This window comes from Rubellimicrobium thermophilum DSM 16684, from assembly GCF_000442315.1.
In the GTDB taxonomy this organism is placed as follows: domain Bacteria; phylum Pseudomonadota; class Alphaproteobacteria; order Rhodobacterales; family Rhodobacteraceae; genus Rubellimicrobium; species Rubellimicrobium thermophilum.
This window is the reverse complement of the sequence record NZ_KE557322.1, coordinates 295,053-319,050: the sequence shown is the minus strand read 5'-3', so window position 1 is coordinate 319,050 and position 23,998 is coordinate 295,053. Positions and strand designations below refer to the sequence as shown.

Here is a 23,998-nt window from a genome sequence, read left to right as displayed (position 1 = left end):
CTCAGCCCTCTGCAGCCTGCTGGGGCGCGGCCTCGGGCTGGCGCAGGATCTCCGCCACCTTCTTGCCGCGGCGCTGGGCGACCGCGCGGGGAGACTGCTCCTTGAGAAGAGCATTCATCGTGGCGCGGATCATGTTATAGGGATTGTTGGAGCCGAGCGACTTGGACACCACGTCCTGCACGCCCAGCATCTCGAAGACGGCGCGCATCGGGCCGCCGGCGATGATGCCGGTCCCCGGCACCGCCGAACGCAGCACCACACGGCCGGCGCCATGACGGCCCTCCATGTCGTGATGGAGCGTGCGCCCCTCGCGCAGCGGAATGCGGACCATGCTGCGCTTGGCCTGCTCGGTCGCCTTGCGGATCGCCTCGGGCACTTCCTTGGCCTTGCCCTTGCCAAAGCCCACACGGCCCTTCTGGTCGCCCACCACGACAAGCGCGGCAAAGCCGAAGCGCTTGCCGCCCTTCACGGTCTTGCTGACACGGTTGATCGCCACCAGACGGTCGGCGAATTCCGGGGTCTCGTCGCGTTCGCGGCGGTCCCGGCGCTGTTCACGCTCTGCCAAGTCCGGCATCCTTCTCCTGCGGCCCGATGGCCGGTTGACTCCGATCGCGATGAGCCGAGCCCGGCCCTCCGATCATCGAGGAGGCCCCCGGCCTCCTTCATCTCATGCCGGCGGCGCGGAAAACCGCGCCGCCCTCCGCCTCAGATCTTCAGCCCTGCCTCGCGCGCGGCATCGGCCAGGGCCTTGATCTTCCCGTGGAACAGGAAGCCGCCACGATCGAAATAGGCCTCGTGCACGCCGACCGCCTTCGCGCGCTCGGCGATGGCGCGGCCGATGACCGCCGCAGCCTCGATGTTGTTCTTGCCCACCAGGCCGAACTCCTTCTCGAGCGTCGAGGCCGAGGCCAGGGTGCGTCCCTGGGCATCGTCGATGAGCTGAACCGAGATGTTCTTGTTCGAACGGTGGACCGACAGGCGGAGCTTGCCGGAATTGACCGCCTTGAGCTTGTTGCGGACGCGCAGCCGGCGCTTCCGGAACAGCTCGAGCTTCGTGCTGGCCATGGGATCGCGTCCTTACTTCTTCTTGCCTTCCTTGCGGAAGATGAACTCGTTGCGATAGCGGATCCCCTTGCCCTTGTAGGGCTCGGGGCCACGCCAGGCGCGGATCTCGGCCGCGACCTGACCCACCTGCTGCGCATCGATCCCCTCGACCACGATGACATCGTTCTTGGCCGAAGGCGTGGTGATCGTGATGCCCGGCGGCGGCTCATAGGTGACGTCGTGGCTGTAGCCCAGCGCCATCTTGAGCGTCTTGCCCTGCATCTGGGCGCGGTAGCCCACCCCGGTGATGTCGAGCTCGCGCCGGAACCCCTGCGTCACGCCGGTGACCAGGTTCTCGATCATGGAGCGCGACATGCCCCATTGCTGGCGGGCCCGCTTGCTGTCGCCGCGGGGGCGGACGACGATGGCGCCGTTCTCCTGCGCAATGCTCACATCATCCGTGGCGCGGAAGGACAGCGTGCCCTTCGGCCCCTTCACCGCGACGGTCTGTCCGTCAATGGTCGCCGTCACGCCAGAGGGAAGCGGGACGGGCTTCTTGCCGATTCGAGACATGGGCCCCTCCTCAGAACACGGTGCAGATGACTTCGCCGCCGACATTGGCAGCGCGCGCATGCGCATCCGACATCACGCCCTTGGGCGTGCTGACGATGGAGACGCCCAGCCCGCCACGCACCTGCGGGATGTCACGCACGCCCATATAGACGCGCCGGCCGGGCTTGGAGATGCGGCGGATCTCGCGGATCACGGGAGCGCCGTCGAAATACTTGAGCTCGATCCGCAGGGCCGGATGGCCGTTGCGATCGGTGATCTGCTCATAGCCGCGGATATAGCCCTCGTCGCGCAGCACATCGAGGATCCAGGCCCGCAGCTTCGAGGCGGGGGTCACGACATCCGCCTTGCCGCGCGCCTGCGCGTTGCGGATGCGGGTCAGCATGTCGCCGATGGGATCGTTCATGATCTGACCTCCCTCACCAGCTCGACTTCACGAGGCCGGGAATCTCGCCATTGCTGCCCAGCTGGCGCAGCATGATCCGGCTGATCTTCAGCTTGCGGTAATAGGCCCGCGGCCGCCCCGTCAGCTGGCAGCGGTTGCGCAGCCGCGTGGGCGAGGAATTGCGCGGCAGCTCGGCGAGCTTGAGCGTCGCCTTGAAGCGCTCCTCGACGGAAAGCGACTTGTCCTTGGCCCGGGCCTTGAGCTCGGCGCGACGGGCGGCGTACTGGTCCACCAGCTTCTGCCGCTTCCGCTCGCGCTCGATCATGGATTTCTTCGCCATGGGTCTGATGTCCTGCGGCTTAGCTGTTGAACGGCATGTTGAAGTGCTTGAGCAGCGCCTTCGCCTCGGCATCGGTCCGGGCCGTGGTGCAGATCACGACATCCAGACCCCACACCTCGTCCACCTTGTCGAAATTGATCTCGGGAAAGACGATGTGCTCGCGGATGCCGAGGGCATAGTTGCCGCGCCCGTCGAAGGCCGTCCCCTTCACCCCGCGGAAGTCGCGGATGCGGGGCAGGGCGATATTGATCAGGCGATCCAGGAACTCGTACATCCGGTCGCCGCGCAGCGTGACCTTGACGCCCAGAGGCATGTCCTCGCGCACGCGGAAGCCGGCGATGGACTTCTTGGCCCGGGTGATCACGGCGCGCTGGCCGGCGATCATGGAAAGGTCTTCCTGCGCCGACTTGATCTTCTTGCTGTCGCGCACGGCCTCGGCGCCGGCGCCGATATTCAGGACGATCTTGTCCAGACGCGGCACCTGCATCTCGTTGCGATAGCCGAACTCCTCGCGCAGGGCGGCACGGATGCGGTCGCGGTAGAGCGCCTTGAGGCGGGGGACGTATTGCGTCGCGTCGAGCATCAGATCACATCCCCCGTGGTCTTGGCATAACGCACCTTGTTGCCCGCCTCGTCGAAACGGAAGCCCACCCGCGTGGGCTTGCCGTTGCGGTCGATGAGAGCCAGGTTCGACAGATGGATGGGCAGGGCCTTGGGCTGACGCCCGCCCTGGCTCTGCGGGGTCTGACGGACATGGCGCACCGCCATGTTGATTCCGCTGACGATGGCGCGGTTCTCCTTGGGAAAGACCTGCTCCACCTCGCCGGTCTTGCCCTTGTCGCGCCCGGTGAGGACGACGACCCTGTCCCCCTTGCGGATACGGGCGGCCATCACAGCACCTCCGGGGCGAGCGAGATGATCTTCATGAAGTTCTTCGCCCGCAGCTCGCGGACCACCGGCCCGAAGATGCGCGTGCCGACCGGCTCGCCCTGATTGTTCAGGATGACGGCAGCATTGCGGTCGAAGCGGATGGAGGTGCCATCCTCGCGACGGACCTCCTTGGCGGTGCGCACGACGACGGCCTTGCGCACATCGCCCTTCTTGACGCGGCCGCGCGGAATCGCCTCCTTCACGGCAACGACGATGATGTCGCCCACCGAGGCATAGCGGCGATGCGAACCGCCGAGCACCTTGATGCACTGAACGCGCCGCGCGCCGGAATTGTCGGCAACGTCCAGATTGGTCTGCATCTGGATCATGGGTCTCTCCCGACCTTTGGGGAGGGCTTGCGCCCTTCATCCCCAGGGTTTCGATCGAGCCGGGGGTCACTCCGCCGCAGCGGTGATGACCTCCCAGCGCTTGGTCTTGGACTTGGGCGCGCATTCCCGGATGCGCACGACATCGCCCGTCTTGAACCGGTTCTCCGGATCGTGGGCGCGATACTTCTTCGACTTGCGGATCGTCTTCTTGAGGAGCGGATGCATGAAGCGCCGCTCGACAAGAACGGTCACCGTCTGGTCGTTCTTGTCCGAGGTCACCACCCCCTGCAGGATGCGTCTGGGCATGTCAGACCTCCTTCGCGGCAGCCGCCGCCTTTTCGTTGAGAACCGTCAGAACCCGTGCCGTCTCCCGGCGGACGGCGCGCATGCGGGCGGTGTTCTCCAGCTGGCCCGTGGCCTGCTGGAAGCGCAGGTTGAAGCTCTCCTTCTTGAGAGCCGCAAGCCTTTCGCGAAGCTGATCGGGGGTCTGCCCCCGAAGATCCTTGGCGGTCGTCGCCATCGTCTGTCCTTTCCACAACACCGGGGCGCCCGGCTGGTCACGCCGATTCCGGTGGAACGCAGGAATGAGCGGCCCCACTAGACGGGTTGAACCCGCCGCGCAAGCCCCTTTTGCAGGTCGGCGCGATGAAACACGCCTGTGCGCGGCCCCGCCCCCAAGAAGCGGGGGTGCGCCACAGGGACGCACCCCCCAGGATCCATCAGGCCCTGCAGACCAGCCTTACCAGTCCTCGCGGACCACCGTGCGGGTCTTGATCGGCAGTTTCATCGCCGCCAGACGGAGCGCCTCGCGGGCGACCTCCTCGCTGACGCCGTCCACCTCGAACATGATCCGGCCGGGCTTCACGCGGGCCACCCAGTAGTCCACCGAGCCCTTGCCCTTGCCCATCCGCACCTCGATCGGCTTGGAGGACACCGGCACATCCGGGAAGACCCGGATCCAGACCCGCCCCTGACGCTTCATGTGACGGGTGAGAGCACGACGGGCCGCCTCGATCTGCCGGGCGGTGACGCGCTCCGGCTGGAGCGCCTTGAGCCCGTAGGAGCCGAAATTGAGGTCCGAGCCCCCCTTGGCCTCGCCATGGATGCGGCCCTTGTGAGCCTTGCGGAACTTTGTGCGCTTCGGCTGAAGCATGGCCCCTTACTCCCTACGTTCGCGACGGTCCGGGCGGGCGCCGCGGGGAAGCTGCGCGTCCTGAAGCTCGGCCGCACGGCGATCGCGCGCCTGCGGATCGTGCTCCATGATCTCGCCCCGGAAGATCCAGACCTTGACCCCGATGACACCATAGGGGGTATGCGCTTCGGCCAGGGCGTAATCGATGTCGGCACGCAGCGTGTGCAGCGGCACGCGGCCCTCGCGATACCATTCGGTGCGGGCGATCTCGGCCCCGCCCAGGCGACCCGAGACATTCACCCGGATGCCGAGGGCCCCCATGCGCATCGTGTTCTGAACCGCCCGCTTCATCGCCCGGCGGAACGAGACCCGCCGCTCGAGCTGCTGCGCGATCGATTCGGCCACCAGCGCGGCATCGAGCTCGGGCTTGCGCACCTCGACGATGTTGAGATGCAGCTCCGACTTCGTGAGAGTCGCCAGCTTCTGCCGCAGCGCCTCGATATCGGCACCCTTCTTGCCGATGATCACGCCCGGACGCGCGGCATGGATGGTCACGCGGCACTTCCGGTGCGGCCGCTCGATGATGACACGGCTGATGCCGGCGGCCTTGGCCTCCTTGCGGACGAAGTCCTTGATGGCCAGGTCCTCGAGCAGGAGATCCCCGAAATCCTTCGAATTGGCGAACCAGCGGCTGTCCCAGGTCCGGTTGACCTGAAGGCGCATGCCGACGGGATTGACCTTGTTGCCCATCAGGCCTGCTCCCCTTCCAGCGCCTCGACCTGGCGCACGGTGATCGTCAGTTGCGAGAACGGCTTCATGATGCGGCCATAGCGGCCGCGCGCGCGGGGCCGGCCGCGCTTCATGGTGATGGCCTTGCCCACATAGGCCTCGGCGACGACAAGGCTATCGACATCGAGGTTGTGGTTGTTCTCGGCATTGGCGATGGCCGACTGCAGGCACTTCTTGACGTCGCCCGCAATGCGGCGCTTGGAGAAGGTGAGATCGGCCAGCGCCTTCTCCACCTTCTTGCCGCGGATCATGGCGGCCACGAGGTTCAGCTTCCGGGGCGAGGTGCGCAGCATGCGCGCGATCGCCTGCGCCTCGTTCTCCGCCACGCGGCGCGGATTCTTCTCCTGACCCATGGCTTACTTCCTCTTGGCCTTCTTGTCCGCGGCGTGACCGTAATAGGTCCGCGTCGGAGAGAACTCACCGAACTTCATGCCGATCATCTCCTCGGTCACGGAAACCGGGACATGCTTGCGGCCGTTGTAGACCCCGAAGGTGAGGCCCACGAACTGCGGCAGGATGGTGGACCGGCGCGACCAGATCTTGATGACTTCGTTGCGGCCCGACGCACGCGCCGCCTCGGCCTTCTTCAGGACATAGGCGTCAACGAACGGACCCTTCCAGACGGAGCGAGCCATGTGTCAGCGTCCCTTCTTCTTCGCGTGACGCGAACGCAGGATGAGCTTCGCGGACGCCTTGTTCGGATTGCGGGTGCGGGTCCCCTTGGTCCCCTTGCCCCAGGGCGTGACCGGATGACGCCCGCCCGAGGTGCGGCCCTCGCCACCGCCATGCGGGTGATCGATGGGGTTCATCGCGACGCCACGCACGGTGGGCCGGATGCCCATATGCCGCTTGCGGCCCGCCTTGCCGAGATTCTGGTTGCTGTTGTCGGGGTTCGACACCGCCCCGACGGTGGCCATGCACTCCTGCCGGACCATGCGCAGCTCGCCCGAGCTGAGGCGGAGCTGGGCATAGCCGCCATCGCGGCCGACGAATTGGGCATAGGTGCCGGCGGCGCGCGCGATCTGCCCGCCCTTGCCGGGCTTCATCTCGACATTGTGGACGATCGTGCCGATCGGCATGCCGCTGAAGGGCATCGCATTGCCGGGCTTCACGTCCACCTTCGCCCCGGCCACCACCGTGTCGCCCACGGCCAGGCGCTGGGGCGCAAGGATATAGGACAGCTCGCCGTCCTCGTAGCGAATCAGGGCGATGAAGGCCGTGCGGTTGGGATCATACTCGATCCGCTCCACCGTCGCCGGAATGTCGAATTTCCGACGGCGGAAATCGACGATGCGATAAAGCCGCTTGGCGCCCCCGCCCTGGTGGCGCATCGTGATCCGCCCGGTATTGTTCCGGCCACCCTTCTTCGTCAGACCTTCCGTGAGGGTCTTGACGGGGCGCCCTTTCCAAAGCTCCGAACGGTCGATCAGCACCAGCCCGCGCTGGCCAGGCGTCGTCGGCTTGTACGACTTGAGTGCCATGGTTCCTGTCTTCCGTCATGTACAAGGGCCCCGAAGGTCCCCGATGGAACGCCACGGCCCCGGAAGCGCCCGGGGCCGGCGAAGGCGGGCCTCCTACGCGAGGCCCGTGGTGACGTCAATCCTGTGCCCCTCCTCGAGGGTCACATAGGCCTTCTTGACGTCAGCGCGGACGCCGGGGCGGCCGCGGAACCGCTTGGTCTTGCCCTTGGTGATGACGGTGTTGACCGCCTTCACCTTGACGCCGAACAGCGCCTCGACCGCCTCGCGGATGAGAGGCTTGGTCGCATCCATCGCCACCTCGAAGACGACGGCACCCCGCTCCGAGGCCAGCGTCGCCTTCTCGGTGATGACCGGACGGCGGATGATGTCATAGTGGGCCGGGGTCGGGCTCATTTCAGTCGCGCCTCCAGGGCTTCGACCGCGGCGCGGGTCAGGACCAGCGTGTCGCGGCGCAGGATGTCATAGACGTTGGCACCGATCGCCGGCAGCACATCGAGCGTCTCGATGTTCCGCGCGGCACGGGCAAAGGTCTCGTCCACGGTGGCATCGATGACCAGGGCCCGCTTCCAGCCGAGCCGGTCGAGCTGCTGCGCCAGCGCCCGCGTCCGCGCCTCGGCGACACGGGCTTCTTCGAGGATCACCAGCTCTCCCGCTCGCGCCTTCGCCGACAGCGCATGACGCAGGCCGAGCTTGCGCACCTTCTTGGGCAGGTCATGCGCATGGCTGCGCGGAACCGGGCCCTTGTAGATGCCGCCCTTGCGGAAGATCGGCGCCTTGCGGGATCCGTGACGGGCCCCACCCGTCCCCTTCTGGCGATAGATCTTCTTCGTCGAATAGGACACCTCGGAGCGGCCCAGGGTGGAGTGCGTCCCCTGCTGGGCCTTGGCGCGCTGCCAGCGCACCACGCGGTGCAGGATGTCCGCCCGCGGCTCGAGCCCGAAGATCGCGTCGTCGAGCTCGATGGTGCCGGCCTTCTCGCCGGCGAGCGTGATCGCCTCAGCCTGCATTACTTGTCGCTCCCCTCATCGGCTCCGTCCTCCCCGCCCGAGCTCTGGGCGGCGGCGGCTTCCTCGGCCGCGCGGATCGCGGCTTCCTCGGCTTCGGCGGCCGCGCGGGCCGCAGCCTCGGCCTCGGCGGCGGCACGGGCAGCCGCCTCCTCGGCCAGACGCTTCGCCTCGCGCTCGGCCGAACGCAGCGCCGCCGGCAGGATCACATTCTCGGGTCGGGGCTTCTTGACCGCGTCCTTGACGGTCACCCAGCCGCCCTTGTTGCCGGGCACCGCCCCCTTGACCATCACCAGGCCGCGCTCGCTGTCGATGCGCACGACCTGCAGATTCTGGGTGGTCACGCGGGTCGTGCCCATGTGGCCGGCCATCTTCTTGCCCTTGAAGACCTTGCCGGGGTCCTGGCACTGGCCGGTGGAGCCATGCGAACGGTGGCTGATCGACACGCCATGGCTGGCGCGCAGACCGCCGAAATTGTGCCGCTTCATCGCACCGGCAAAGCCCTTGCCGATCGAGGTCCCCGAGACATCCACATACTGGCCGGGGAAGTAGTGGGCGGCAATGATCTCCTCGCCCACCGGGATGAGATTCTCGGGCGAGACGCGGAATTCGACGATCTTGCGCTTGGGCTCGACCTGGGCCTTGGCGAAATGGCCGCGCATCGGGCGGCTCACATTCTTCGCCTTGGCCGTGCCCGCGCCGAGCTGGACGGCCGTATAGCCGTCCTTCTCCTGGGTGCGCTGGGCGACGACCTGCACATTGTCGAGCTGGAGCACGGTCACGGGCACCTGCCGCCCGTCCTCCAGGAACAGGCGGGTCATGCCCAGCTTCTTGGCGATGACGCCGGAACGCAGCATGCTGGCGCCCTCCTCAGACCTTGATCTCGACATCCACGCCGGCGGCAAGATCGAGCTTCATCAGCGCGTCCACCGTCTGGGGCGTGGGATCCACGATGTCGAGAAGCCGCTTGTGGGTGCGGATCTCGAACTGGTCGCGCGACTTCTTGTCGATATGCGGGCCGCGCAGGACGGTGAACTTCTCGATCTTGTTGGGCAGCGGGATGGGACCGCGCACGGCAGCGCCGGTGCGCTTGGCCGTCTGCACGATCTCATGGGTGCTGGCATCCAGCACCCGGTGGTCGAACGCCTTGAGGCGGATGCGGATGGTCTGGCTCTGAACGGCCATCGGTCCTGTCCTGTCACATCCGTCGAGAGGTGGGCGCCGCGGGATTGCCGCGTCCACATCGGACGGGGAAAAATTCGGATGCGGGGCCCTACCGAACCCCGCATCCCGGGTCAAGCCTCATCGCGGTGCCGACGCACCGCGACAGGGTCCTCAGGCGAGGATTTTGGAGACGACGCCTGCGCCGACGGTGCGGCCGCCTTCGCGGATGGCGAAGCGCAGGCCGTCTTCCATGGCGATGGGGGCGATCAGTTCGACCTCGAACTTCAGGTTGTCGCCGGGCATGACCATCTCGGTCCCCGCCGGCAGCTTCACCGTCCCCGTCACGTCCGTGGTGCGGAAGTAGAACTGCGGACGGTAATTGGCAAAGAACGGCGTGTGCCGGCCCCCTTCCTCCTTGGTCAGGATATAGGCCTCAGCCTCGAACCGCGTATGCGGCTTCACCGTGCCGGGCTTGCACAGAACCTGACCCCGCTCCACGTCGTCCCGGTTCACACCCCGCAGCAGAGCCCCGATGTTGTCCCCCGCCTCGCCGCGATCCAGCAGCTTGCGGAACATCTCCACACCCGTGCACACCGTCTTGCGCGTGTCCCGCAGACCCACGATCTCCAGCTCGTCGCCCACGCTGACAACCCCGCGCTCCACGCGACCCGTCACCACCGTGCCACGACCCGAAATCGAGAACACATCCTCGATCGGCATCAGGAACGGCTGATCGATCGCCCGCACCGGCGTCGGAATATACTCGTCCACAGCCTTCATCAGCGCACGGATCGAGCTCTCCCCAATCTCCGGATCACGCCCCTCCATCGCCGCCAGCGCAGACCCCTTCACGATCGGAATGTCGTCCCCCGGAAACTCGTAGGACGACAGAAGCTCCCGAACCTCCATCTCCACAAGCTCCAGAAGCTCCGGATCGTCCACCTGGTCCACCTTGTTCATGTAGACCACCAGCGCAGGAACACCCACCTGACGCGCCAGAAGAATGTGCTCCCGCGTCTGCGGCATCGGACCATCCGCCGCAGACACCACAAGGATCGCGCCATCCATCTGCGCAGCCCCCGTGATCATGTTCTTCACATAGTCCGCATGACCAGGGCAGTCCACATGCGCGTAATGCCGCGCCTCCGTCTCATACTCCACATGCGCCGTCGAAATCGTAATCCCCCGCGCACGCTCCTCAGGCGCCGCATCAATCTGATCATACGCCTTGAACTCACCAAAATACTTCGTAATCGCCGCCGTCAGCGTCGTCTTGCCATGGTCCACATGACCAATGGTCCCGATGTTCACATGCGGCTTCGTGCGCTCGAACTTGGCCTTCGCCATGGTGGATGTGGCCTCATGCCTCTGGGGGACCGCAACGAACGGCCCGGGTTTCACGACGCGCGCGGGTCTAGTCGCGGGACCACGGAAAATCAAGCGCCGCGCAGCCGGACACCCTTTTCTTCCGTCGGTTGCCTGCTACACCTCCTTCCCGTTGCCGCAGGATCGCCTCATGGATTTCTCCGACCCCTTTCTCTACGTCGTCGTGGCGGCCGTCCTTGTCACGGCGGGCATCCTGCTGGTCGGCATCGGCGGTTTCGGCCAGGGGGGAGAGTTCAACCGCCGCCACGCCAACCGCCTGATGCGCTGGCGGATCTATGCCCAGGCGGTCGCGGTGGCCCTGATCGTGCTCTATGTCTGGCTGCGCAGCAGGGGCGCAGCATGATCCCCGCCCCGTCCCCCCCCCGCAAGAGGCGTGCGATGGTCGTCCTGAACCGCATCTACACCCGCACCGGCGACGGCGGAGACACCAGTCTCGGCGACGGCACGCGGGTCTCCAAGACGGCCCTGCGGGTGGAATGCTACGGCACCGTGGACGAGGCCAACGCCGCCCTGGGCCTGGCCCGGCTGCATGCCGCGCCCCCCTCGCAGAGGAGATCGGCCGCATCCAGAACGACCTGTTCGATCTCGGCGCCGATCTCTGCCGCCCGGGAACGGAAGGCGGGTTGCGCGTCGCCGATGCCCAGGTGGAACGGCTCGAGCGATCGATGGATGCGATGACCGCGCGCCTGCAGCCGCTGCGGAGCTTTGTCCTGCCCGGGGGCACGGCGGCGGCGGCGCATCTCCATCTGGCCCGGACCGTGGTGCGCCGGGCCGAGAGGCTTGCCGTGCGCCTGGCGCAGGAGGAACCCGTGACCCCTGCCGCGCTGCGTTATCTCAACCGCCTGTCGGACTGGCTCTTCGTGGCCTCGCGGATGGCCAATGGCGAAGGGCGCGACGACCTGCTCTGGGTGCCGGGCGCCCACCGTTCCGCTGACGGCTGATCCCCGGCCGGCCCCGCGGCCGGGCGCCCGCCCCCCGGCGCGGATCCTCAGCCCGGCGCTGCCGAAGAGGCCGGGCCCGGACGCGGCCGGCCCAGGCGGGGATGCACCGTTCCCGCCAGCGCCCAGGCCGCCCCCATCGCCAGCCCGGTTGCCGCGAACACCGCACCCAGCGGCGCGACCAGCAGGATCAGCCCCCCCACCGCCGGCGTGACGATGCCGGACACATCCCGGAAGCTGGAATAGACAGCAGCCATCTCGGTGCGTTCCGAGGGCTTGACCGCCATCAGGAAGGGCAGCGATCCGCAGACATCCAGCATCACGAGCCCGAAAGAGGCAAGAACAAGGCAGGCCACGCTCGCCCAAGGGGCCGGGGCTGACAGCAGGCCTCCCAGGGCGAACAGCAGCGCGCACCAGGCAAAGCTGCCGCGCACCGCCCCCCGCACCGAGAAGCGCTGCACGAGCCGCAGCAGCCAGGGCGTCGCAAAGAGCAGCAGGCTTGTCCCCGACACGGCAGCCCCGCCGATCGACCGGCCCAACCCTTCCTCGAGGCAGAACAGCGGTAGATAGACGATGTAGACCCACCATCCTGCGCTGCGCAGCATCGCGAAGATCCAACCCGCCACAAGACGCGGGCGATGCAGGAAGCGCAGGAGATAGCCCAGCACCTGCGGGCCGGCGGCCCCCACCGGCTTGCCGCCGCCCAGGCGCAGCCGGCGCATCGTCAGGAACATGAGTCCCGCAAAGAGCGCCGCCATCAGGAAGGGCGCGGGATACCACCAGTCGAGGAGCATGACCCCCGTCACTGGCCCCGCCGTCCAGGCCGCCGCCGAATAGAGCAGGCGCTTCGTCTCGGCCCGGCCCAGCGCCTCGCGCGGGATGTCGTCGAGGACATAAGCCGACAGGCAGACCCAGAGCGTGGCCGTCGCCACCGTGTTGAGCAGGAGCGCGGCCGTCGCCGCCCAGGCATTCTGCGCGACCAGCAGGGCCATCCCCAGGGCATAGAGCAGGCAGGCCCCGCAGGCGAGGCGCCCGCGCGACACCCGCCGCGACGCCCAGGGCACGAGCAGCCCCGCCCCCAGCGAGACGAGCCCCACGCCCAGATAGATGCCCGAGACGATCGTCTCCTCTTCCCAGGCGCGGATCATCACCAGCGGCATGACCGAGAGCAGAAGGCCGCGGATCGCGGAATCGAAGCCGAAGAGAACGGCGAAGTCCTCGGCGCGCAGGGATCGGGGATGGAGGACGGCGGACAGCAGGATGGCACCGGCAACGGGAATGGTCCCATGCTCCATGGGGGCGCGGCCACGTCGCGCCGGGTCGCGACATGCGCTTGCCGCTTCGCGCCCTCAGCGCCCGATGATCGTCAGAAGGCGGTCGCGTGCCGCAGGCAGGGGGCGTCCATCGGGCATCAGGCGGCGGGCCAGGAAATACCCGGTGACGCTCAGTCCCTCCCGGATGTCCCCTCGCTCGGCCGGCGCTTCGCCGCGCAGCACCGGCGGCAGCGGCAGGAGGCGGTCCGCCCAGGCCCCCGCCCCCTCCCGGCTCACGGCCCGGCCCGTGCGGGGCGAAACATGGACCAGTCCCTCGCGTCGGCCCGTCACGGCACAGGCCGACAGGTCGAGCCCGAATCCCATCTCCTCGAGCAGCCCCTGCTCCCAGCGCAGATAGGCCAGCGGCCACAGAGCGCGCTCGGCCTCGAGCAGATCGAGCAGCGCCTCGGTGCGATCCCACAGGGCGGGATGGGGGCGCGTTCGGGCAGGACGATGGACAGCAGCGCACAGACCGCCGCGATCCCCGCAAGCGCCAGCGGATCATCCATCGCCAGCGCCGCGCGGTTGTGAAGGGGTTCGGCGCGATACTGGCCGAGGTGATCCTCGCTGCGGGCCCGCCAGACCAGAGCCAGCCGGACCCCGGGCTGCAGATGGGCCTGCATCCGCCGCGAGGCCCCCCCCGGCACGATTCCGGCATGGCGTCCGTGCTGGCGCGTGAAGGCCTGAAGGATGGCGCCTGTCTCTCCGTGCGGGCGCACGGTCAGCACAAGCCCCTCGTCCTGCCATTCGATCATAGCGCACAGGTGGCGCAGCCGCTGGGCTGCGGCAAGGGGCAGGGCGCGTCGTCGCCTCTGCCCCGTCATCCGCCATCTGCGGCGGCAGGTCGGGAAGCCTCAGGCCGGGCCGGCCTGGCGCACGGCCTCGGGCACCGTGTCGGCAAAGCGGCGGAAGTTCTCCCGGAACATGCCGACAGGCGCGCGGCCTGCGCGTCATAGGCCGCCGGATCCGCCCAGCCCGCGCGCGGGTCGAGCAGCCCCGGATCGACCCCCGGCACCGCCAGCGGCACGCGCAGGCCGAAGACCGGGTCGATGCGGCTCGGCGCCTCGTCGAGCAGGCCGGACAGCAGCGCCGAGAGCACTGCGCGCGTCGCCGCGATCGGCATGCGCCGTCCCACCCCGTACGGACCGCCCGTCCAGCCCGTGTTGACAAGCCAGCAGCGTGCCCCGTGGCGGGCGATCCTCTCGCCCAGCAGCCGCCCGTAGACCGCCGGCGGCCGCGGCAGGAAGGGCGCCCCGAAGCAGGGCGAAAAGGTTGGCTCGGGCTCCGAAATCCCCCTTTCAGTGCCGGCCACCTTGGCGGTGAAACCCGACAGATAGTGGTAGACGGCCTGCGCGGGCGAAAGCTGCGCCACAGGGGGCAGCACGCCGAAGGCATCGCATGTCAGCATGACGACATGCCGCGGATGGCCCGCCCGGCCTGTCGGGCTGGCATTCGGGATCGCCTCCAGCGGATAGGCGCAGCGCGTGTTCTCGGTGCGGGAGGCATCGGCGAAGTCGAGGGCGCGGGTCTGGGCGTCCCAGCCCATGTTCTCGATGACCGTGGCAAAGCGGCGCGTGGTGGCGAAGATGGCCGGTTCCGCCTCGGGCGAGAGGTGCAGCGTCTTGGCATAGCAGCCGCCTTCGACGTTGAAGATCCCCTCGTCCGTCCAGCCATGTTCGTCATCGCCCAGAAGCACGCGGGCGGGATCGGCCGAGAGCGTCGTCTTGCCCGTGCCGGACAGGCCGAAGAACACGGCGGCATCCGACGGATCGCCCGGCGCGTGATTGGCCGATCCGTGCATGGGCAGGACGCCGCGTTCGGGCATGAGCCAGTTGAACACCGTGAAGACGGCCTTCTTGGTCTCGCCGGCATAGTCGGTGCCGCCGATCAGCACTTCGCGCGTGTCGAAATCGATGGCGATCACGGTCTCGGACCGGCACCCATGGCGGGCCGGATCGGCCCGGAAGGACGGGACGTTGAGCACCGTCCAGTCGGGCACGAAACCGGCCAGCGCCGCGGCCGGCGGCCGGATCAGCAGATGGCGGATGAAGAGAGCATGCCAGGCCCGTTCGGTGAGGGCCCGCACGGCGATGCGATGGGCCGGGTCCGCACCCGCCCAGAGATCCTGCCGGTGCAGGCTGCGGCCGCGCAGATGCGCGATCATGTCGGCGCGCAGCCGGGCGAAGGCCTCGGCGGTCATGGCGGCATTGGCCTCCCACCAGACATCGCCGGCGCTACCGTCGCGGCGGACGATGTGCTTGTCCTTCGGCGAACGGCCGGTGAAACGCCCCGTCTCGACAAGGAGAACCCCCCCCTGTCCCAGGCGCCCCTCTCCGGCGGCGAGCGCGATCTCCATCAGGGCCGGTTCGGGCAGGTTCCGTGTCGTGCCCGCAAGTTCCCCGATTCGCGTCCCGGCCGGGGCCGTCTGTTCCCTGTCCTCCATCGTCTGATCCAGCATCGCCATCCTCCTGCCACGAAGACGGCCCGGATCCGTCCGGCCCGCTGCCTTCCCCTAGCAGTCCGGCGCCTGCCCGGAAAGCCAGAAAATCCAGTTAGCGCAAGCACTTGGACTGTTAGCGCGAACAGCGGCAGGAATCTGCACGACGTTTACGCAACCTTAAGGTGTTTCGGTGCAAATTGGTGACGGAACGGAGGTGCCTTTGCGGCACTCCCTTGATTCGCGGGGCCGTGCACGGAACAGTGGACGAAAAACACATGAGAGCAGCAGAGGCAGACCCATGTCCAAGATCGCGCTGGTCGATGACGACCGGAACATCCTGACTTCCGTCTCCATGACGCTCGAGGCGGAGGGGTTCGAGGTGGAGACCTACAATGACGGCCAATCCGCCTTCGACGCCTTCAGCAAGCGTCTGCCGGACATGGCTGTTCTCGACATCAAGATGCCGCGCATGGACGGCATGGACCTGCTTCAGCGGCTGCGCCAGCGCAGCTCGATCCCGGTCATCTTCCTGACATCCAAGGATGACGAGATCGACGAGGTGCTGGGTCTGCGCATGGGCGCGGACGACTATGTGAAGAAGCCCTTCTCGCAGCGCCTGCTGGTGGAGCGCATCCGCGCCCTGCTGCGCCGGCAGCAGGTGCTGTCGGGCGAGGCCCCCGATCCCGAGGGCGAACACAAGGTGATGGTCCGCGGCCATCTGACGATGGATCCGCTGCGCCATGCCGTGACCTGGAAGGGCAAGGATGTTTCGCTCACGGTGACCGAGTTCCTGCTGCTTCAGGCCCTTGCCCAGCGGCCCGGCTTCGTGAAGTCGCGCGATCAGCTCATGGACGTGGCCTATGACGACCAGGTCTATGTGGACGACCGCACCATCGACAGCCACATCAAGCGTCTGCGCAAGAAGATGCGTGCCGTGGACGAGAACTTCTCGGCGATCGAGACGCTCTACGGCATCGGCTACCGCTACAACGAGGAGTGAGGGCGCCATGACTGCGCGTCCCGGGCCCGCACCGGCGGTGGATGTGCGCAGCCTGGCCTCGGTGCGCCGTGCCGTGCGGGCCCTCGGGGGACAGACGGGGGGCGGGGCAGACGGGTCCTGCCGGGGGAACGGAGGGGTCGGCTTCCGCCGGCCGGGTCATTCTCGGCGACGACTGGATGACCCCCGGCGCCGAGGGCGAGGTCCCTTCTCCCCGGCGGCGCGGTCTGATCACGCTCCAGAACAGCCCGCTGGCGCGCAAGATCATCACCTTCAACCTGCTCGGGCTGATCCTGCTTGTCGGGGGCATGTTGTGGTTCACGCCCTCGCGCGACAATCTCGTCTATCAGCGCGCGGCGGCCTTGGTGGCAGAGGCCGAGCTGATCGCCGATGTGGTGGAGGCCCGCCTGCCGACGGGCGTGCCGGTCAATCTCGCGGCTGGCGACGGGCTCGATGCCACAGAGACCTTCGCCCGGCTTGACCTGCGCGGCGGCACCGAGGCCCTGCTGTTCGACACGCAGGGATCCCTGGTCGCCCAGGCGATATCCGAAGGGGGGGCATCCGTTGCGGGGCTCGAACGGGGCGAGGACGGCACCCTTCTGACGAATGCCCTCAACAGACTGTGGGACATGGCGGCGGGTCTTCTCGCGCCTTCGGCCATCCCCCCCGCCGGGGCGGATCGCATCGCCGATGCCCGCGCGCTGGGCCTGCGGGCCCTCGAAGAGGGCACCGTGGTCGAGACCCGATCGGACAATGCCGGGCACACGGTCTTCGCCGTCGCCGCACCCGTTCTGCAGGATGGTCGCGCGGTGGGGGCGGTCGCGGTGCGCTCGGCTGCCGGAGAGATCGACAGGCTTGTCCGGCGCGAGCGGGAGCAGATGCTGCGCATGTTCATCGTGGGCGTCCTTGTGTCGATCGGCCTCAGCCTGATGCTGGCCTCGACGATCGCCAATCCGCTCTCCGATCTGGCCGCCGCGGCCGAACTCGGGCGCGATCGCAACGCCCGGGCCATGAGCCCCGGCCGCATCCGTATCCCGGATCTCACGGGGCGTCCGGACGAGATCGGACGGCTGTCGGCGGCCCTGCGGGGCATGGTGGCGGCGCTCTATGACCGCATCGAGGCCAACGAACAGTTCGCGGCCGACGTTGCGCATGAGATCAAGAACCCGCTCGCCTCGCTGCGCTCCGCGGTGGGGACGCTGCGCCTCGCCAGCCGCGAGGACCAGCGCCAGAAGCTGCTCGAGATCATCGAACATGATGTCCGCCGGCTCGACCGGCTGGTCAGCGACATCTCCAATGCCTCGCGCCTCGACAGCGAACTGGTCAAGGAAGAGGAGAAACCCTTCGACCTTCTGCGCCTGATCACCACCCTGAACGAACATCTGGGAGAGGAGGCGCGTGCCAAGGGCATCGAGTTCATCGCCGATCTGCCGGCACAGCCCATCATCGTCCATGGGCTGGAGAACCGCCTCGCGCAGGTCTTCGTCAACCTCATCACCAATGCCATCTCCTTCTGCGAGGAAGGCGATGCCATCCGCATCTGGGCGCGCAAGCGTGAGAACAGGGTTCTCGTGGTCGTCGAGGATACCGGCCCCGGCATCCCCGAGAACGCCCTGACAAAGATCTTCCAGCGCTTCTACAGCGAACGCCCGCCCGAGCATTTCGGCAACAATTCGGGGCTTGGCCTCGCCATCTCCAAGCAGATCGTCGAGGCGCATGGCGGGGTCATCTGGGCCGAGAACATCCGCCCCACCGATGCCGATCCCGCTTCCGAACCGCTCGGCGCCCGTTTCGTGGTCGGTCTGCCGGTCTAGGGGGGGGCGAAGGATGGAGGCCAGCGCACCCCTCCATGCATCCTGCATCGCCTGGGAGGATCGGGGCCTTCTGATCCTCGGTCCCTCCGGATCGGGCAAGTCGGCGCTCGCGCTCGAGATGATGGCCTGGGGCTGCACGCTGGTCGCCGATGACCGCGTGATCCTACGCCGCAAGGGGAGGCAAGTGATGGCCTCGGCCCCTCCGCCGATCCGCGGTCTGATCGAGGCACGGGGTATCGGCCTGCTGGAGGCGGAGGCCAGGGAGGAGGTCCCGCTTGCGGTGCTTCTCGATCTGGGGACGGCCGAGAAGGACCGCCTGCCCCCCTGGCGCGAGCGGGAGCTGCTTGGTGTGGCGCTCCCCTGTCTTCACAAGCCCGCGAGCGGCCCTATCGCCCCCGCCCTCCTCCAATATCTGAAATTTCACCGGCGCGAGCCGGCATCCCCGAGGATTCCATGACGTGCCCTGCCGCCCCTGCCGTCATCCCGCCGCCTCCGCCGCGGCCGGAGGGGATGCGCCCTGGGGTCGTGCTCGTTACCGGCCCCTCCGGCGCGGGCCGCACCACCGCCATCCGCGCGCTCGAGGATCTGGAATTCGAGGTTATCGACAATCTGCCGCTCTCCCTGCTGCCCCGCCTGCTCGAAGGACCGCCGCATGGTCGGCCGCTCGCACTCGGGATCGATCCGCGCAACCGCGATTTCGGCGTCGAACCCCTTCTGGCTGCCGTCGAGCGCATCGCCCGGCGCTCCTGCTGTGAACTGCTCTATCTCGATTGCCGCGAGGATGTTCTGCTGCGCCGCTTCTCCGAGACGCGCCGCCGGCATCCGCTGGCCCCCGACGGCGCCCCAGCCACCGGCATCGCCCGTGAGCGCGCCTTGCTGGTCCCGGTACGCGACCGGGCGGATGTGATCATCGACACCAGCAGCCTCACCCCGCACGAACTGCGCGCCGCCATCGAGCGCCGCTTCGCCCCTGCCGAGGGGCGCCCCTTTGCCATCACTGTCGAAAGCTTCTCCTACCGCAGCGGCCTGCCGCCAGAACTGGACCTTGCGCTGGACTGCCGCTTCCTGCGCAACCCCCATTGGGATGAAGCCCTGCGCCCCCGCGACGGGCGTGATGCGGCGGTGGCCGCCTTCGTCGCGGCGGATCCGCGCTACGCCCCCTTCCTGGCGGGGCTCGAAACGCTCCTTCTTGCGCTGCTGCCTGCCTATCGCGAGGAGGGGAAGTCGCATCTGGCCATCGGGCTGGGCTGCACAGGCGGGCAACATCGTTCCGTCACTGTGGCTGAACATCTGGGCAAGACCCTTGCACAGGCCGGGTGGCGGGTGTCTATACGGCATCGGGAACTGGAGCGGCGCGCCGCGGCCGATGGCGCCGCCGATCGGGGATGAGGACGTGAACGGCACAGCCATTCTGCCGGCCCGAAGCCTGCGGCCCTGTCCGCAAGGGGAGGAGGCCGGGCGCCATGCCGCCCCAGCCATGCTGCGCAGGGGCCTGTCATGATCGGGATCGTCATCGTCGCCCATGGGGGCCTCGCGCGCGAATACCTCGCCGCGGTGGAACATGTCGTCGGCCATCAGGACGGGGTGCGCGCCATCACCATCCTTCCCGATGACGACCGCGCCCGCAAGCAGGCCGAGATCTGCGAGGCCGCCGATGCCGTGGACGAAGGCGACGGGGTCATCATCGTCACCGACATGTTCGGCGGCTCGCCATCGAATCTGTCCCTGCGCGCCTGCGGCGTCTGCAACCGCCGCATCCTCTACGGGGCTAATCTGCCGATGCTGATCAAGCTTGCCAAATCGCGCCGCAAATCCCTTCCCGAGGCGGTCGCCGCCGCCCTCGAGGCCGGCCGCAAATACATCGACTGTCAGATCGTGGGCGAGGATCTCAGCCGCGCCACGGGCACCTGAGCCGCCGACCCGATGGCCTATCGTCGGCTTCGCATCCGCAACATCAAGGGCCTGCATGCCCGCGCCTCCGCCCGTTTCGTGGAGGTCGTCGAGGCCCATGACGCCACGGCGACGGTCACCAAGGACGGCATGGTGGCCTCCGGCGATTCGATCATGGGGCTGCTGATGCTCGCCGCCGGGATCGGCAGCGAGATCGAGGTCACCACCGAAGGCCCCGAGGCCGAGAAGCTCGCCGATGCGATCGCCGCTCTGGTGGAGGATCGTTTTGGCGAGGGCGAATAGCCGCCCCTCCCCCGCGCCGCCTTTCCTGCGCCCGCCCGCCGCCCTGTTTCACGTGAAACAGTCTCAGCGAGTCGGTACCGGCCTCTCTCCGCGATAGTCGTAGAAGCCGCGCCCCGTCTTGCGGCCGAGCCAGCCCGCCTCGACATATTTCACCAGCAGCGGACAGGGGCGGTATTTCGTGTCGGCCAGCCCGTCATGCAGCACGTTCATGATGGCCAGACAGGTGTCGAGCCCGATGAAATCCGCCAGCTCCAGGGGCCCCATCGGGTGATTCGCCCCGAGTTTCAGCGAGCTGTCGATGGCCGTCACCGTGCCCACCCCTTCATAGAGGGCATAGACCGCCTCGTTGATCATCGGCATCAGGATGCGGTTGACGATGAAGGCCGGGAAATCCGCCGCCAGGGCCGGCGTCTTGCCCAGCCGCTCCACGACCCCCTTCAGCGTCTCATAGGTCTCGTCCGAGGTGGCGATGCCCCGGATCAGTTCCACCAGCTGCATCACCGGCACCGGATTCATGAAGTGCAGCCCCATGAAGCGGTCGGGCCGGTCGGTGCGACTGGCCATCCGGGTGATGGAGATGGAGGATGTGTTGGTGGCCAGGATCGTGTGCGGCGCACAATGCGGCACCAGCCCCTCGAAGATCGTCGTCTTGACGGCTTCGTTCTCCGTCGCGGCTTCCACCACCAGATCGAGGGGCCCCAGGGCCGACAGATCCGGCGTCGTGCGGATCCGCGCCAGGGCGGCCTCGCGCTGGGCGCGGTCGATCGTGCCGCGCGCCAGCTGGCGATCGAGATTCCGGGCCACCACCGCTTTGCAGGCGGCCAGGGCCTCGGGATTCGTGTCGGTCACGAGCACCTCATAGCCGGCAAGGGCAAAGACATGGGCAATCCCGTTGCCCATCTGCCCGGCGCCGACCACACCCACCCGCTCGATCGCCATCTGTGCCCCCTTGCGTCCTCCGTTCATGCTGCCGATGCAGCATAGGCCCCGCTGCCCGCCCGGCAAGATGCAGAAAAATCGTCTGCAATTGCCATGTTCATCCTTTGTCAAGATCTGTCGCCGATCCTGCCACTTGCCTGGCATGATCGGTGGGGGCCATGCGACACGACACCATTCCGCAAGAGGGGCTGAGCTATGCGCCCTGCCGCTACGGCTCCTCGCGACTGCTGTTCCGCGGCCCGCGACGGCCGCTCGATGGGCGCTACATCGCCTTTGTTGGAGGGGCGGAAACCTATGGCCGATTCCTTGCCCGACCCTTCCCCGCCCTGGTGGAAGAAGCCCTGGGCGAAATCTGCGTGAATTTCGGACAGGTCAATGCCTCGGTGGATGCCTTCCTGGCCGAACCGGCGGTCACCACGGCCTGCCGCGAAGCTACCCTCACCGTGGTCGAGGTGATGGGCGCAGCCAATCTGTCCAACCGCTTCTATACGGTGCACCCGCGCCGCAACGACCGCTTCCTGCGGGCCTCGTCGATCATGCGGGCCGTCTTCCCCGAGGTAGACCTGGCCGAGATCTGCTTCACACGCCATCTGCTCGGCCATCTGCATGCCATGGCGCCCGAACGTTTTCCCATCCTGCGCGAAGAGCTGCAGACCGCCTGGTCGGCCCGCATGCGCAGCTTCCTCGAACGGATCGGGCCGCGCACGCTGCTGCTGTGGTTCTCCCCCCACCTGCCATCCGACCTGCCCTGGGAAGAGCATCCCCAGCCCCTCCTGCGCGAGCCGCTGTTTGTCACCCGCCGGATGCTGGATAGCCTGCGTCCGCTGGTGCGGGGGGTGATCATGGTCCAGCCCTGGCTGGCGCCCTGCAACGGCGAAGCGAGGGGCTGATCTGCCGCCCGCAGGACAGGGGGGGCGGCCGCAGGTCTGCTGGGCGCAGCCGCCCATCGCGAGGCTGCGGCCGCCCTTGCCGCCTCCATCAGGGCGTTTCTGGCACCGGAAGCGTCAGGAAGCCCGGGGATCGCCCAGCCCCCCCCGACGCCCCTGACGCGGACCCGGTCAGAGCTTCTCGGTCAGCGCCGGCACGGCCTCGAAGAGATCGGCCACCAGACCATAATCCGCCACCTGGAAGATCGGGGCCTCCGGATCCTTGTTGATGGCCACGATGGTCTTGGAATCCTTCATCCCGGCAAGATGCTGGATCGCGCCCGAGATCCCCAGCGCCACATAGAGATCGGGGGCCACGACCTTGCCGGTCTGGCCCACCTGCCAGTCATTCGGGGCATAGCCTGCATCCACCGCCGCGCGGGAGGCGCCGACCGCCGCACCCAGCCTGTCCGCAAGCTTCTCGACGATCTGGAAGCCTTCCTTGGACCCGATGCCGCGCCCGCCCGACACGACGACGCGCGCGCTGGTCAGCTCCGGCCGGCCCGACTTGGCCACCCGGTCCTCGACCCATTGCGAAAGACCGGGATCGGACACGCCCGGCGCCGCCTCGATCGGCGCGCTGCCCCCCCGGGGCGCTGCATCGAAACCAGCTGTGCGAATCGTCAGCACCTTGATCCGGTCGGAGGATTGCACGGTCTGAAGCGCATTGCCCGCATAGATCGGCCGCTCGAAGGTCTCGGCGTCCCGGATCGCGGTCACGTCCGAGATCACCATGACATCCAGAAGCGCCGCCACCCGCGGCAGGATGTTCTTGGCATCCGCCGTTGCCGGCGCCACGACATGCGTGAACCCCGGCGCAAGCGCCACCACCAGATCGGCCGCGGGTTCCGCCAGGCGATGCCCCAGGGCAGCATCCTCGGCCAGCAGGACCTTCGCCACCCCCTCGATCGTCGCCGCCTCTTCGGCCGCCGCCCGGGGCCCCATCACGAGGACCGTCACATCGCCCAGCGCACGGGCGGCCGTCACCGCCTTGGCCGTGGCATCGAAGCCCAGCCCGTCATTCGTCACATCCGCAATCAGGAGGACCGCCATCACACCACTCCCGCGCCTTTCAGCATGTCCACAAGCTCATCGACCGACTTGGCGATCACTCCGGCCTTGCGGCTGGGGGGCTCCCGCGTCTCGATCACCCGAAGCCGCGGAGCCACATCCACGCCGTAATCGGCGGGCGTCTTCTCCTCCAGAGGCTTCTTCTTCGCCTTCATGATGTTGGGCAGAGACGCATAGCGCGGCTCGTTGAGGCGCAGATCCACCGTGATCACCGCCGGAAGCCGGACGCTCACGGCCTGAAGCCCGCCATCCACCTCGCGCACGACGGTGGCCGTCTCGCCCTCCACCTTGATCTCGGACGCAAAGGTCGCCTGTCCCCAGCCCAGCAGGGCCGCCAGCATCTGCCCCGTGGCATTCATGTCGTTGTCGATCGCCTGCTTGCCGCAGAGGATGAGGCCCGGCTGCTCCTCCTTCGCGATCGCCGCCAGGATCTTGGCCACCGCCAGGGGCTCGATGTCCTGATGGACATCCTCCGAGGCCACCACGAGGATCGCCCGATCCGCCCCCATGGCCAGGGCCGTGCGCAGCGTCTCCTGCGCCTGACGGACGCCGACGGACACCGCCACCACCTCCGAGGCCAGACCCGCCTCCTTAAGGCGGATCGCCTCCTCGACGGCGATCTCGTCAAAGGGGTTCATCGACATCTTGACATTGGCGAGATCGACCCCCGTCCCGTCCGACCTGACGCGGACCTTGACGTTGTAGTCGATCACGCGCTTCACGGGCACGAGGACCTTCATCGGCGCGCTCCTTCGGGGATGACGTTTCCGCCCTGCCTGTTAACGCGCCGCGCGGCCGGACGACAGGGCAAAA

At 67.8% G+C, this 23,998-nt stretch carries 32 protein-coding genes and 3 pseudogenes; 9 read left to right on the top strand and 26 right to left on the bottom strand.

The window, feature by feature from the left end; genetic code table 11:
* Nucleotide 1: 1 nt before the first annotated feature.
* The 20 genes from rpsE to tuf all read right to left on the bottom strand — a co-directional run bounded on the left by rpsE (nt 2) and on the right by tuf (nt 10,515).
* Nucleotides 2–565, bottom strand: a complete 564-nt coding sequence (gene rpsE, locus RUTHE_RS11200) for a 30S ribosomal protein S5 (RefSeq protein ID WP_040645826.1) — start codon at nt 563–565, stop codon at nt 2–4.
* A 140-nt stretch (nt 566–705) separates the two neighbouring features.
* Entirely contained in the window at nt 706–1,065 is a 360-nt protein-coding gene (gene rplR / locus RUTHE_RS11195; RefSeq protein WP_021098534.1) for a 50S ribosomal protein L18, read from the bottom strand.
* A 12-nt stretch (nt 1,066–1,077) separates the two neighbouring features.
* On the bottom strand, nt 1,078–1,617 hold the full coding sequence (gene rplF / locus RUTHE_RS11190; RefSeq protein WP_021098533.1) for a 50S ribosomal protein L6: 540 nt from the start codon (nt 1,615–1,617) through the stop codon (nt 1,078–1,080).
* A gap of 10 nt (nt 1,618–1,627) precedes the next feature.
* On the bottom strand, nt 1,628–2,020 hold the full coding sequence (gene rpsH, locus RUTHE_RS11185; protein ID WP_021098532.1) for a 30S ribosomal protein S8: 393 nt from the start codon (nt 2,018–2,020) through the stop codon (nt 1,628–1,630).
* A 13-nt stretch (nt 2,021–2,033) separates the two neighbouring features.
* Nucleotides 2,034–2,339, bottom strand: a complete 306-nt coding sequence (gene rpsN / locus RUTHE_RS11180; RefSeq protein WP_021098531.1) for a 30S ribosomal protein S14 — start codon at nt 2,337–2,339, stop codon at nt 2,034–2,036.
* 19 nt (nt 2,340–2,358) lie between these two features.
* Nucleotides 2,359–2,922, bottom strand: a complete 564-nt coding sequence (gene rplE / locus RUTHE_RS11175) for a 50S ribosomal protein L5 (RefSeq protein ID WP_021098530.1) — start codon at nt 2,920–2,922, stop codon at nt 2,359–2,361.
* The gene (rplX, locus tag RUTHE_RS11170) at nt 2,922–3,230 is read right to left on the bottom strand and encodes a 50S ribosomal protein L24 (RefSeq protein WP_021098529.1); all 309 of its coding nucleotides are present in this window, start codon (nt 3,228–3,230) and stop codon (nt 2,922–2,924) included. Before rplX ends, rplE begins: the two co-directional genes overlap by 1 nt.
* On the bottom strand, nt 3,230–3,598 hold the full coding sequence (gene rplN / locus RUTHE_RS11165; protein WP_021098528.1) for a 50S ribosomal protein L14: 369 nt from the start codon (nt 3,596–3,598) through the stop codon (nt 3,230–3,232). Before rplN ends, rplX begins: the two co-directional genes overlap by 1 nt.
* 66 nt (nt 3,599–3,664) lie before the next feature.
* Nucleotides 3,665–3,904 carry a 30S ribosomal protein S17 gene (rpsQ, locus tag RUTHE_RS11160; RefSeq protein WP_021098527.1) on the bottom strand — a complete coding sequence of 80 codons (240 nt, stop codon included), beginning with the start codon at nt 3,902–3,904 and terminating at the stop codon, nt 3,665–3,667.
* A 1-nt stretch (nt 3,905) separates the two neighbouring features.
* A complete protein-coding gene (gene rpmC / locus RUTHE_RS11155) occupies nt 3,906–4,118 on the bottom strand; it encodes a 50S ribosomal protein L29 (RefSeq protein ID WP_021098526.1) in 213 nt (70 codons plus the stop codon).
* 219 nt (nt 4,119–4,337) lie between these two features.
* Nucleotides 4,338–4,751 carry a 50S ribosomal protein L16 gene (gene rplP, locus RUTHE_RS11150; protein WP_021098525.1) on the bottom strand — a complete coding sequence of 138 codons (414 nt, stop codon included), beginning with the start codon at nt 4,749–4,751 and terminating at the stop codon, nt 4,338–4,340.
* A gap of 6 nt (nt 4,752–4,757) precedes the next feature.
* On the bottom strand, nt 4,758–5,480 hold the full coding sequence (rpsC, locus tag RUTHE_RS11145; RefSeq protein WP_021098524.1) for a 30S ribosomal protein S3: 723 nt from the start codon (nt 5,478–5,480) through the stop codon (nt 4,758–4,760).
* On the bottom strand, nt 5,480–5,872 hold the full coding sequence (gene rplV, locus RUTHE_RS11140) for a 50S ribosomal protein L22 (RefSeq protein WP_021098523.1): 393 nt from the start codon (nt 5,870–5,872) through the stop codon (nt 5,480–5,482). The genes rpsC and rplV overlap by 1 nt, the downstream gene beginning before the upstream one ends.
* A gap of 3 nt (nt 5,873–5,875) precedes the next feature.
* Nucleotides 5,876–6,154 carry a 30S ribosomal protein S19 gene (rpsS, locus tag RUTHE_RS11135; RefSeq protein ID WP_021098522.1) on the bottom strand — a complete coding sequence of 93 codons (279 nt, stop codon included), beginning with the start codon at nt 6,152–6,154 and terminating at the stop codon, nt 5,876–5,878.
* Between the two features lie 3 nt (nt 6,155–6,157).
* A complete protein-coding gene (gene rplB, locus RUTHE_RS11130; RefSeq protein ID WP_021098521.1) occupies nt 6,158–7,000 on the bottom strand; it encodes a 50S ribosomal protein L2 in 843 nt (280 codons plus the stop codon).
* A gap of 93 nt (nt 7,001–7,093) precedes the next feature.
* Nucleotides 7,094–7,393 (bottom strand): 50S ribosomal protein L23, encoded by a 300-nt coding sequence (locus RUTHE_RS11125; protein ID WP_021098520.1) that lies wholly within the window; start codon nt 7,391–7,393, stop codon nt 7,094–7,096.
* A complete protein-coding gene (gene rplD / locus RUTHE_RS11120) occupies nt 7,390–8,007 on the bottom strand; it encodes a 50S ribosomal protein L4 (RefSeq protein ID WP_021098519.1) in 618 nt (205 codons plus the stop codon). Before rplD ends, RUTHE_RS11125 begins: the two co-directional genes overlap by 4 nt.
* The gene (gene rplC / locus RUTHE_RS11115; RefSeq protein WP_021098518.1) at nt 8,007–8,861 is read right to left on the bottom strand and encodes a 50S ribosomal protein L3; all 855 of its coding nucleotides are present in this window, start codon (nt 8,859–8,861) and stop codon (nt 8,007–8,009) included. The genes rplD and rplC overlap by 1 nt, the downstream gene beginning before the upstream one ends.
* A 13-nt stretch (nt 8,862–8,874) precedes the next feature.
* Nucleotides 8,875–9,189, bottom strand: coding sequence for a 30S ribosomal protein S10 (gene rpsJ, locus RUTHE_RS11110; protein WP_021098517.1), 315 nt, complete (start codon nt 9,187–9,189; stop codon nt 8,875–8,877).
* Between the two features lie 150 nt (nt 9,190–9,339).
* Nucleotides 9,340–10,515, bottom strand: a complete 1,176-nt coding sequence (tuf, locus tag RUTHE_RS11105) for an elongation factor Tu (protein WP_021098516.1) — start codon at nt 10,513–10,515, stop codon at nt 9,340–9,342.
* A gap of 169 nt (nt 10,516–10,684) precedes the next feature.
* Between tuf and RUTHE_RS11100 the strand changes: the two genes are divergently transcribed.
* Both RUTHE_RS11100 and RUTHE_RS11095 read left to right on the top strand, forming a co-directional pair.
* The gene (locus RUTHE_RS11100) at nt 10,685–10,897 is read left to right on the top strand and encodes a twin transmembrane helix small protein (protein ID WP_021098515.1); all 213 of its coding nucleotides are present in this window, start codon (nt 10,685–10,687) and stop codon (nt 10,895–10,897) included.
* A 35-nt stretch (nt 10,898–10,932) separates the two neighbouring features.
* A pseudogene (locus RUTHE_RS11095) lies at nt 10,933–11,495 on the top strand (cob(I)yrinic acid a,c-diamide adenosyltransferase).
* A gap of 47 nt (nt 11,496–11,542) precedes the next feature.
* Here RUTHE_RS11095 and RUTHE_RS11090 read toward each other — a convergent pair.
* The 3 genes and pseudogenes from RUTHE_RS11090 to RUTHE_RS11080 all read right to left on the bottom strand — a co-directional run bounded on the left by RUTHE_RS11090 (nt 11,543) and on the right by RUTHE_RS11080 (nt 15,209).
* The gene (locus tag RUTHE_RS11090; RefSeq protein ID WP_021098512.1) at nt 11,543–12,787 is read right to left on the bottom strand and encodes an MFS transporter; all 1,245 of its coding nucleotides are present in this window, start codon (nt 12,785–12,787) and stop codon (nt 11,543–11,545) included.
* 54 nt (nt 12,788–12,841) lie between these two features.
* A pseudogene (gene recO, locus RUTHE_RS11085) lies at nt 12,842–13,560 on the bottom strand (DNA repair protein RecO).
* A gap of 99 nt (nt 13,561–13,659) precedes the next feature.
* A pseudogene (locus RUTHE_RS11080) lies at nt 13,660–15,209 on the bottom strand (phosphoenolpyruvate carboxykinase).
* A 334-nt stretch (nt 15,210–15,543) separates the two neighbouring features.
* Here RUTHE_RS11080 and RUTHE_RS11075 point away from each other — a divergent pair.
* The 6 genes from RUTHE_RS11075 (at nt 15,544) to RUTHE_RS11050 (ending at nt 20,249) form a co-directional block, all read left to right on the top strand.
* The gene (locus RUTHE_RS11075) at nt 15,544–16,245 is read left to right on the top strand and encodes a response regulator transcription factor (protein ID WP_021098508.1); all 702 of its coding nucleotides are present in this window, start codon (nt 15,544–15,546) and stop codon (nt 16,243–16,245) included.
* Between the two features lie 176 nt (nt 16,246–16,421).
* Nucleotides 16,422–18,056 (top strand): sensor N-terminal transmembrane domain-containing protein, encoded by a 1,635-nt coding sequence (locus RUTHE_RS11070; RefSeq protein ID WP_021098507.1) that lies wholly within the window; start codon nt 16,422–16,424, stop codon nt 18,054–18,056.
* 13 nt (nt 18,057–18,069) lie between these two features.
* A complete protein-coding gene (locus tag RUTHE_RS11065) occupies nt 18,070–18,513 on the top strand; it encodes an HPr kinase/phosphorylase (RefSeq protein WP_021098506.1) in 444 nt (147 codons plus the stop codon).
* 53 nt (nt 18,514–18,566) lie between these two features.
* Complete coding sequence (rapZ, locus tag RUTHE_RS11060) at nt 18,567–19,445, top strand: RNase adapter RapZ (protein ID WP_040645717.1); 879 nt, start codon at nt 18,567–18,569, stop codon at nt 19,443–19,445.
* 108 nt (nt 19,446–19,553) lie between these two features.
* Nucleotides 19,554–19,967, top strand: a complete 414-nt coding sequence (locus tag RUTHE_RS11055; protein WP_021098504.1) for a PTS sugar transporter subunit IIA — start codon at nt 19,554–19,556, stop codon at nt 19,965–19,967.
* A 12-nt stretch (nt 19,968–19,979) separates the two neighbouring features.
* A complete protein-coding gene (locus RUTHE_RS11050; RefSeq protein ID WP_021098503.1) occupies nt 19,980–20,249 on the top strand; it encodes an HPr family phosphocarrier protein in 270 nt (89 codons plus the stop codon).
* A gap of 63 nt (nt 20,250–20,312) precedes the next feature.
* Here the strand turns inward: RUTHE_RS11050 and RUTHE_RS11045 are convergent, their stop codons facing one another.
* Complete coding sequence (locus RUTHE_RS11045; protein WP_021098502.1) at nt 20,313–21,188, bottom strand: 3-hydroxybutyryl-CoA dehydrogenase; 876 nt, start codon at nt 21,186–21,188, stop codon at nt 20,313–20,315.
* Nucleotides 21,189–21,346: 158 nt separating this feature from the next.
* Here RUTHE_RS11045 and RUTHE_RS11040 point away from each other — a divergent pair, with 158 nt between their 5' ends.
* A complete protein-coding gene (locus RUTHE_RS11040) occupies nt 21,347–22,078 on the top strand; it encodes a DUF6473 family protein (protein WP_021098501.1) in 732 nt (243 codons plus the stop codon).
* Between the two features lie 168 nt (nt 22,079–22,246).
* Here RUTHE_RS11040 and RUTHE_RS11035 read toward each other — a convergent pair whose 3' ends face one another.
* Both RUTHE_RS11035 and RUTHE_RS11030 read right to left on the bottom strand, forming a co-directional pair.
* Nucleotides 22,247–23,167: an electron transfer flavoprotein subunit alpha/FixB family protein gene (locus RUTHE_RS11035; RefSeq protein ID WP_021098500.1), complete on the bottom strand. Its 921-nt coding sequence runs from the start codon at nt 23,165–23,167 to the stop codon at nt 22,247–22,249.
* On the bottom strand, nt 23,167–23,925 hold the full coding sequence (locus RUTHE_RS11030) for an electron transfer flavoprotein subunit beta/FixA family protein (protein WP_021098499.1): 759 nt from the start codon (nt 23,923–23,925) through the stop codon (nt 23,167–23,169). The genes RUTHE_RS11035 and RUTHE_RS11030 overlap by 1 nt, the downstream gene beginning before the upstream one ends.
* Nucleotides 23,926–23,998: the final 73 nt, after the last annotated feature.

What these genes read in the sequence shown, in the direction of transcription:
- rplR (WP_021098534.1), bottom strand. Translation starts at nt 1,065, where the DNA reads ATGGCCAGCACGAAGCTCGAGCTGTTCCGGAAGCGCCGGCTGCGCGTC.
- rplF (WP_021098533.1), bottom strand. Translation starts at nt 1,617, where the DNA reads ATGTCTCGAATCGGCAAGAAGCCCGTCCCGCTTCCCTCTGGCGTGACG.
- rpsH (WP_021098532.1), bottom strand. Translation starts at nt 2,020, where the DNA reads ATGAACGATCCCATCGGCGACATGCTGACCCGCATCCGCAACGCGCAG.
- rpsN (WP_021098531.1), bottom strand. Translation starts at nt 2,339, where the DNA reads ATGGCGAAGAAATCCATGATCGAGCGCGAGCGGAAGCGGCAGAAGCTG.
- rplE (WP_021098530.1), bottom strand. Translation starts at nt 2,922, where the DNA reads ATGCTCGACGCGACGCAATACGTCCCCCGCCTCAAGGCGCTCTACCGC.
- rplX (WP_021098529.1), bottom strand. Translation starts at nt 3,230, where the DNA reads ATGGCCGCCCGTATCCGCAAGGGGGACAGGGTCGTCGTCCTCACCGGG.
- rplN (WP_021098528.1), bottom strand. Translation starts at nt 3,598, where the DNA reads ATGATCCAGATGCAGACCAATCTGGACGTTGCCGACAATTCCGGCGCG.
- rpsQ (WP_021098527.1), bottom strand. Translation starts at nt 3,904, where the DNA reads ATGCCCAGACGCATCCTGCAGGGGGTGGTGACCTCGGACAAGAACGAC.
- rpmC (WP_021098526.1), bottom strand. Translation starts at nt 4,118, where the DNA reads ATGGCGACGACCGCCAAGGATCTTCGGGGGCAGACCCCCGATCAGCTT.
- rplP (WP_021098525.1), bottom strand. Translation starts at nt 4,751, where the DNA reads ATGCTTCAGCCGAAGCGCACAAAGTTCCGCAAGGCTCACAAGGGCCGC.
- rpsC (WP_021098524.1), bottom strand. Translation starts at nt 5,480, where the DNA reads ATGGGCAACAAGGTCAATCCCGTCGGCATGCGCCTTCAGGTCAACCGG.
- rplV (WP_021098523.1), bottom strand. Translation starts at nt 5,872, where the DNA reads ATGGGTCAGGAGAAGAATCCGCGCCGCGTGGCGGAGAACGAGGCGCAG.
- rpsS (WP_021098522.1), bottom strand. Translation starts at nt 6,154, where the DNA reads ATGGCTCGCTCCGTCTGGAAGGGTCCGTTCGTTGACGCCTATGTCCTG.
- rplB (WP_021098521.1), bottom strand. Translation starts at nt 7,000, where the DNA reads ATGGCACTCAAGTCGTACAAGCCGACGACGCCTGGCCAGCGCGGGCTG.
- RUTHE_RS11125 (WP_021098520.1), bottom strand. Translation starts at nt 7,393, where the DNA reads ATGAGCCCGACCCCGGCCCACTATGACATCATCCGCCGTCCGGTCATC.
- rplD (WP_021098519.1), bottom strand. Translation starts at nt 8,007, where the DNA reads ATGCAGGCTGAGGCGATCACGCTCGCCGGCGAGAAGGCCGGCACCATC.
- rplC (WP_021098518.1), bottom strand. Translation starts at nt 8,861, where the DNA reads ATGCTGCGTTCCGGCGTCATCGCCAAGAAGCTGGGCATGACCCGCCTG.
- rpsJ (WP_021098517.1), bottom strand. Translation starts at nt 9,189, where the DNA reads ATGGCCGTTCAGAGCCAGACCATCCGCATCCGCCTCAAGGCGTTCGAC.
- tuf (WP_021098516.1), bottom strand. Translation starts at nt 10,515, where the DNA reads ATGGCGAAGGCCAAGTTCGAGCGCACGAAGCCGCATGTGAACATCGGG.
- RUTHE_RS11100 (WP_021098515.1), top strand. Translation starts at nt 10,685, where the DNA reads ATGGATTTCTCCGACCCCTTTCTCTACGTCGTCGTGGCGGCCGTCCTT.
- RUTHE_RS11090 (WP_021098512.1), bottom strand. Translation starts at nt 12,787, where the DNA reads ATGGAGCATGGGACCATTCCCGTTGCCGGTGCCATCCTGCTGTCCGCC.
- RUTHE_RS11075 (WP_021098508.1), top strand. Translation starts at nt 15,544, where the DNA reads ATGTCCAAGATCGCGCTGGTCGATGACGACCGGAACATCCTGACTTCC.
- RUTHE_RS11070 (WP_021098507.1), top strand. Translation starts at nt 16,422, where the DNA reads ATGACCCCCGGCGCCGAGGGCGAGGTCCCTTCTCCCCGGCGGCGCGGT.
- RUTHE_RS11065 (WP_021098506.1), top strand. Translation starts at nt 18,070, where the DNA reads ATGGAGGCCAGCGCACCCCTCCATGCATCCTGCATCGCCTGGGAGGAT.
- rapZ (WP_040645717.1), top strand. Translation starts at nt 18,567, where the DNA reads ATGCGCCCTGGGGTCGTGCTCGTTACCGGCCCCTCCGGCGCGGGCCGC.
- RUTHE_RS11055 (WP_021098504.1), top strand. Translation starts at nt 19,554, where the DNA reads ATGATCGGGATCGTCATCGTCGCCCATGGGGGCCTCGCGCGCGAATAC.
- RUTHE_RS11050 (WP_021098503.1), top strand. Translation starts at nt 19,980, where the DNA reads ATGGCCTATCGTCGGCTTCGCATCCGCAACATCAAGGGCCTGCATGCC.
- RUTHE_RS11045 (WP_021098502.1), bottom strand. Translation starts at nt 21,188, where the DNA reads ATGGCGATCGAGCGGGTGGGTGTGGTCGGCGCCGGGCAGATGGGCAAC.
- RUTHE_RS11040 (WP_021098501.1), top strand. Translation starts at nt 21,347, where the DNA reads ATGCGACACGACACCATTCCGCAAGAGGGGCTGAGCTATGCGCCCTGC.
- RUTHE_RS11035 (WP_021098500.1), bottom strand. Translation starts at nt 23,167, where the DNA reads ATGGCGGTCCTCCTGATTGCGGATGTGACGAATGACGGGCTGGGCTTC.
- RUTHE_RS11030 (WP_021098499.1), bottom strand. Translation starts at nt 23,925, where the DNA reads ATGAAGGTCCTCGTGCCCGTGAAGCGCGTGATCGACTACAACGTCAAG.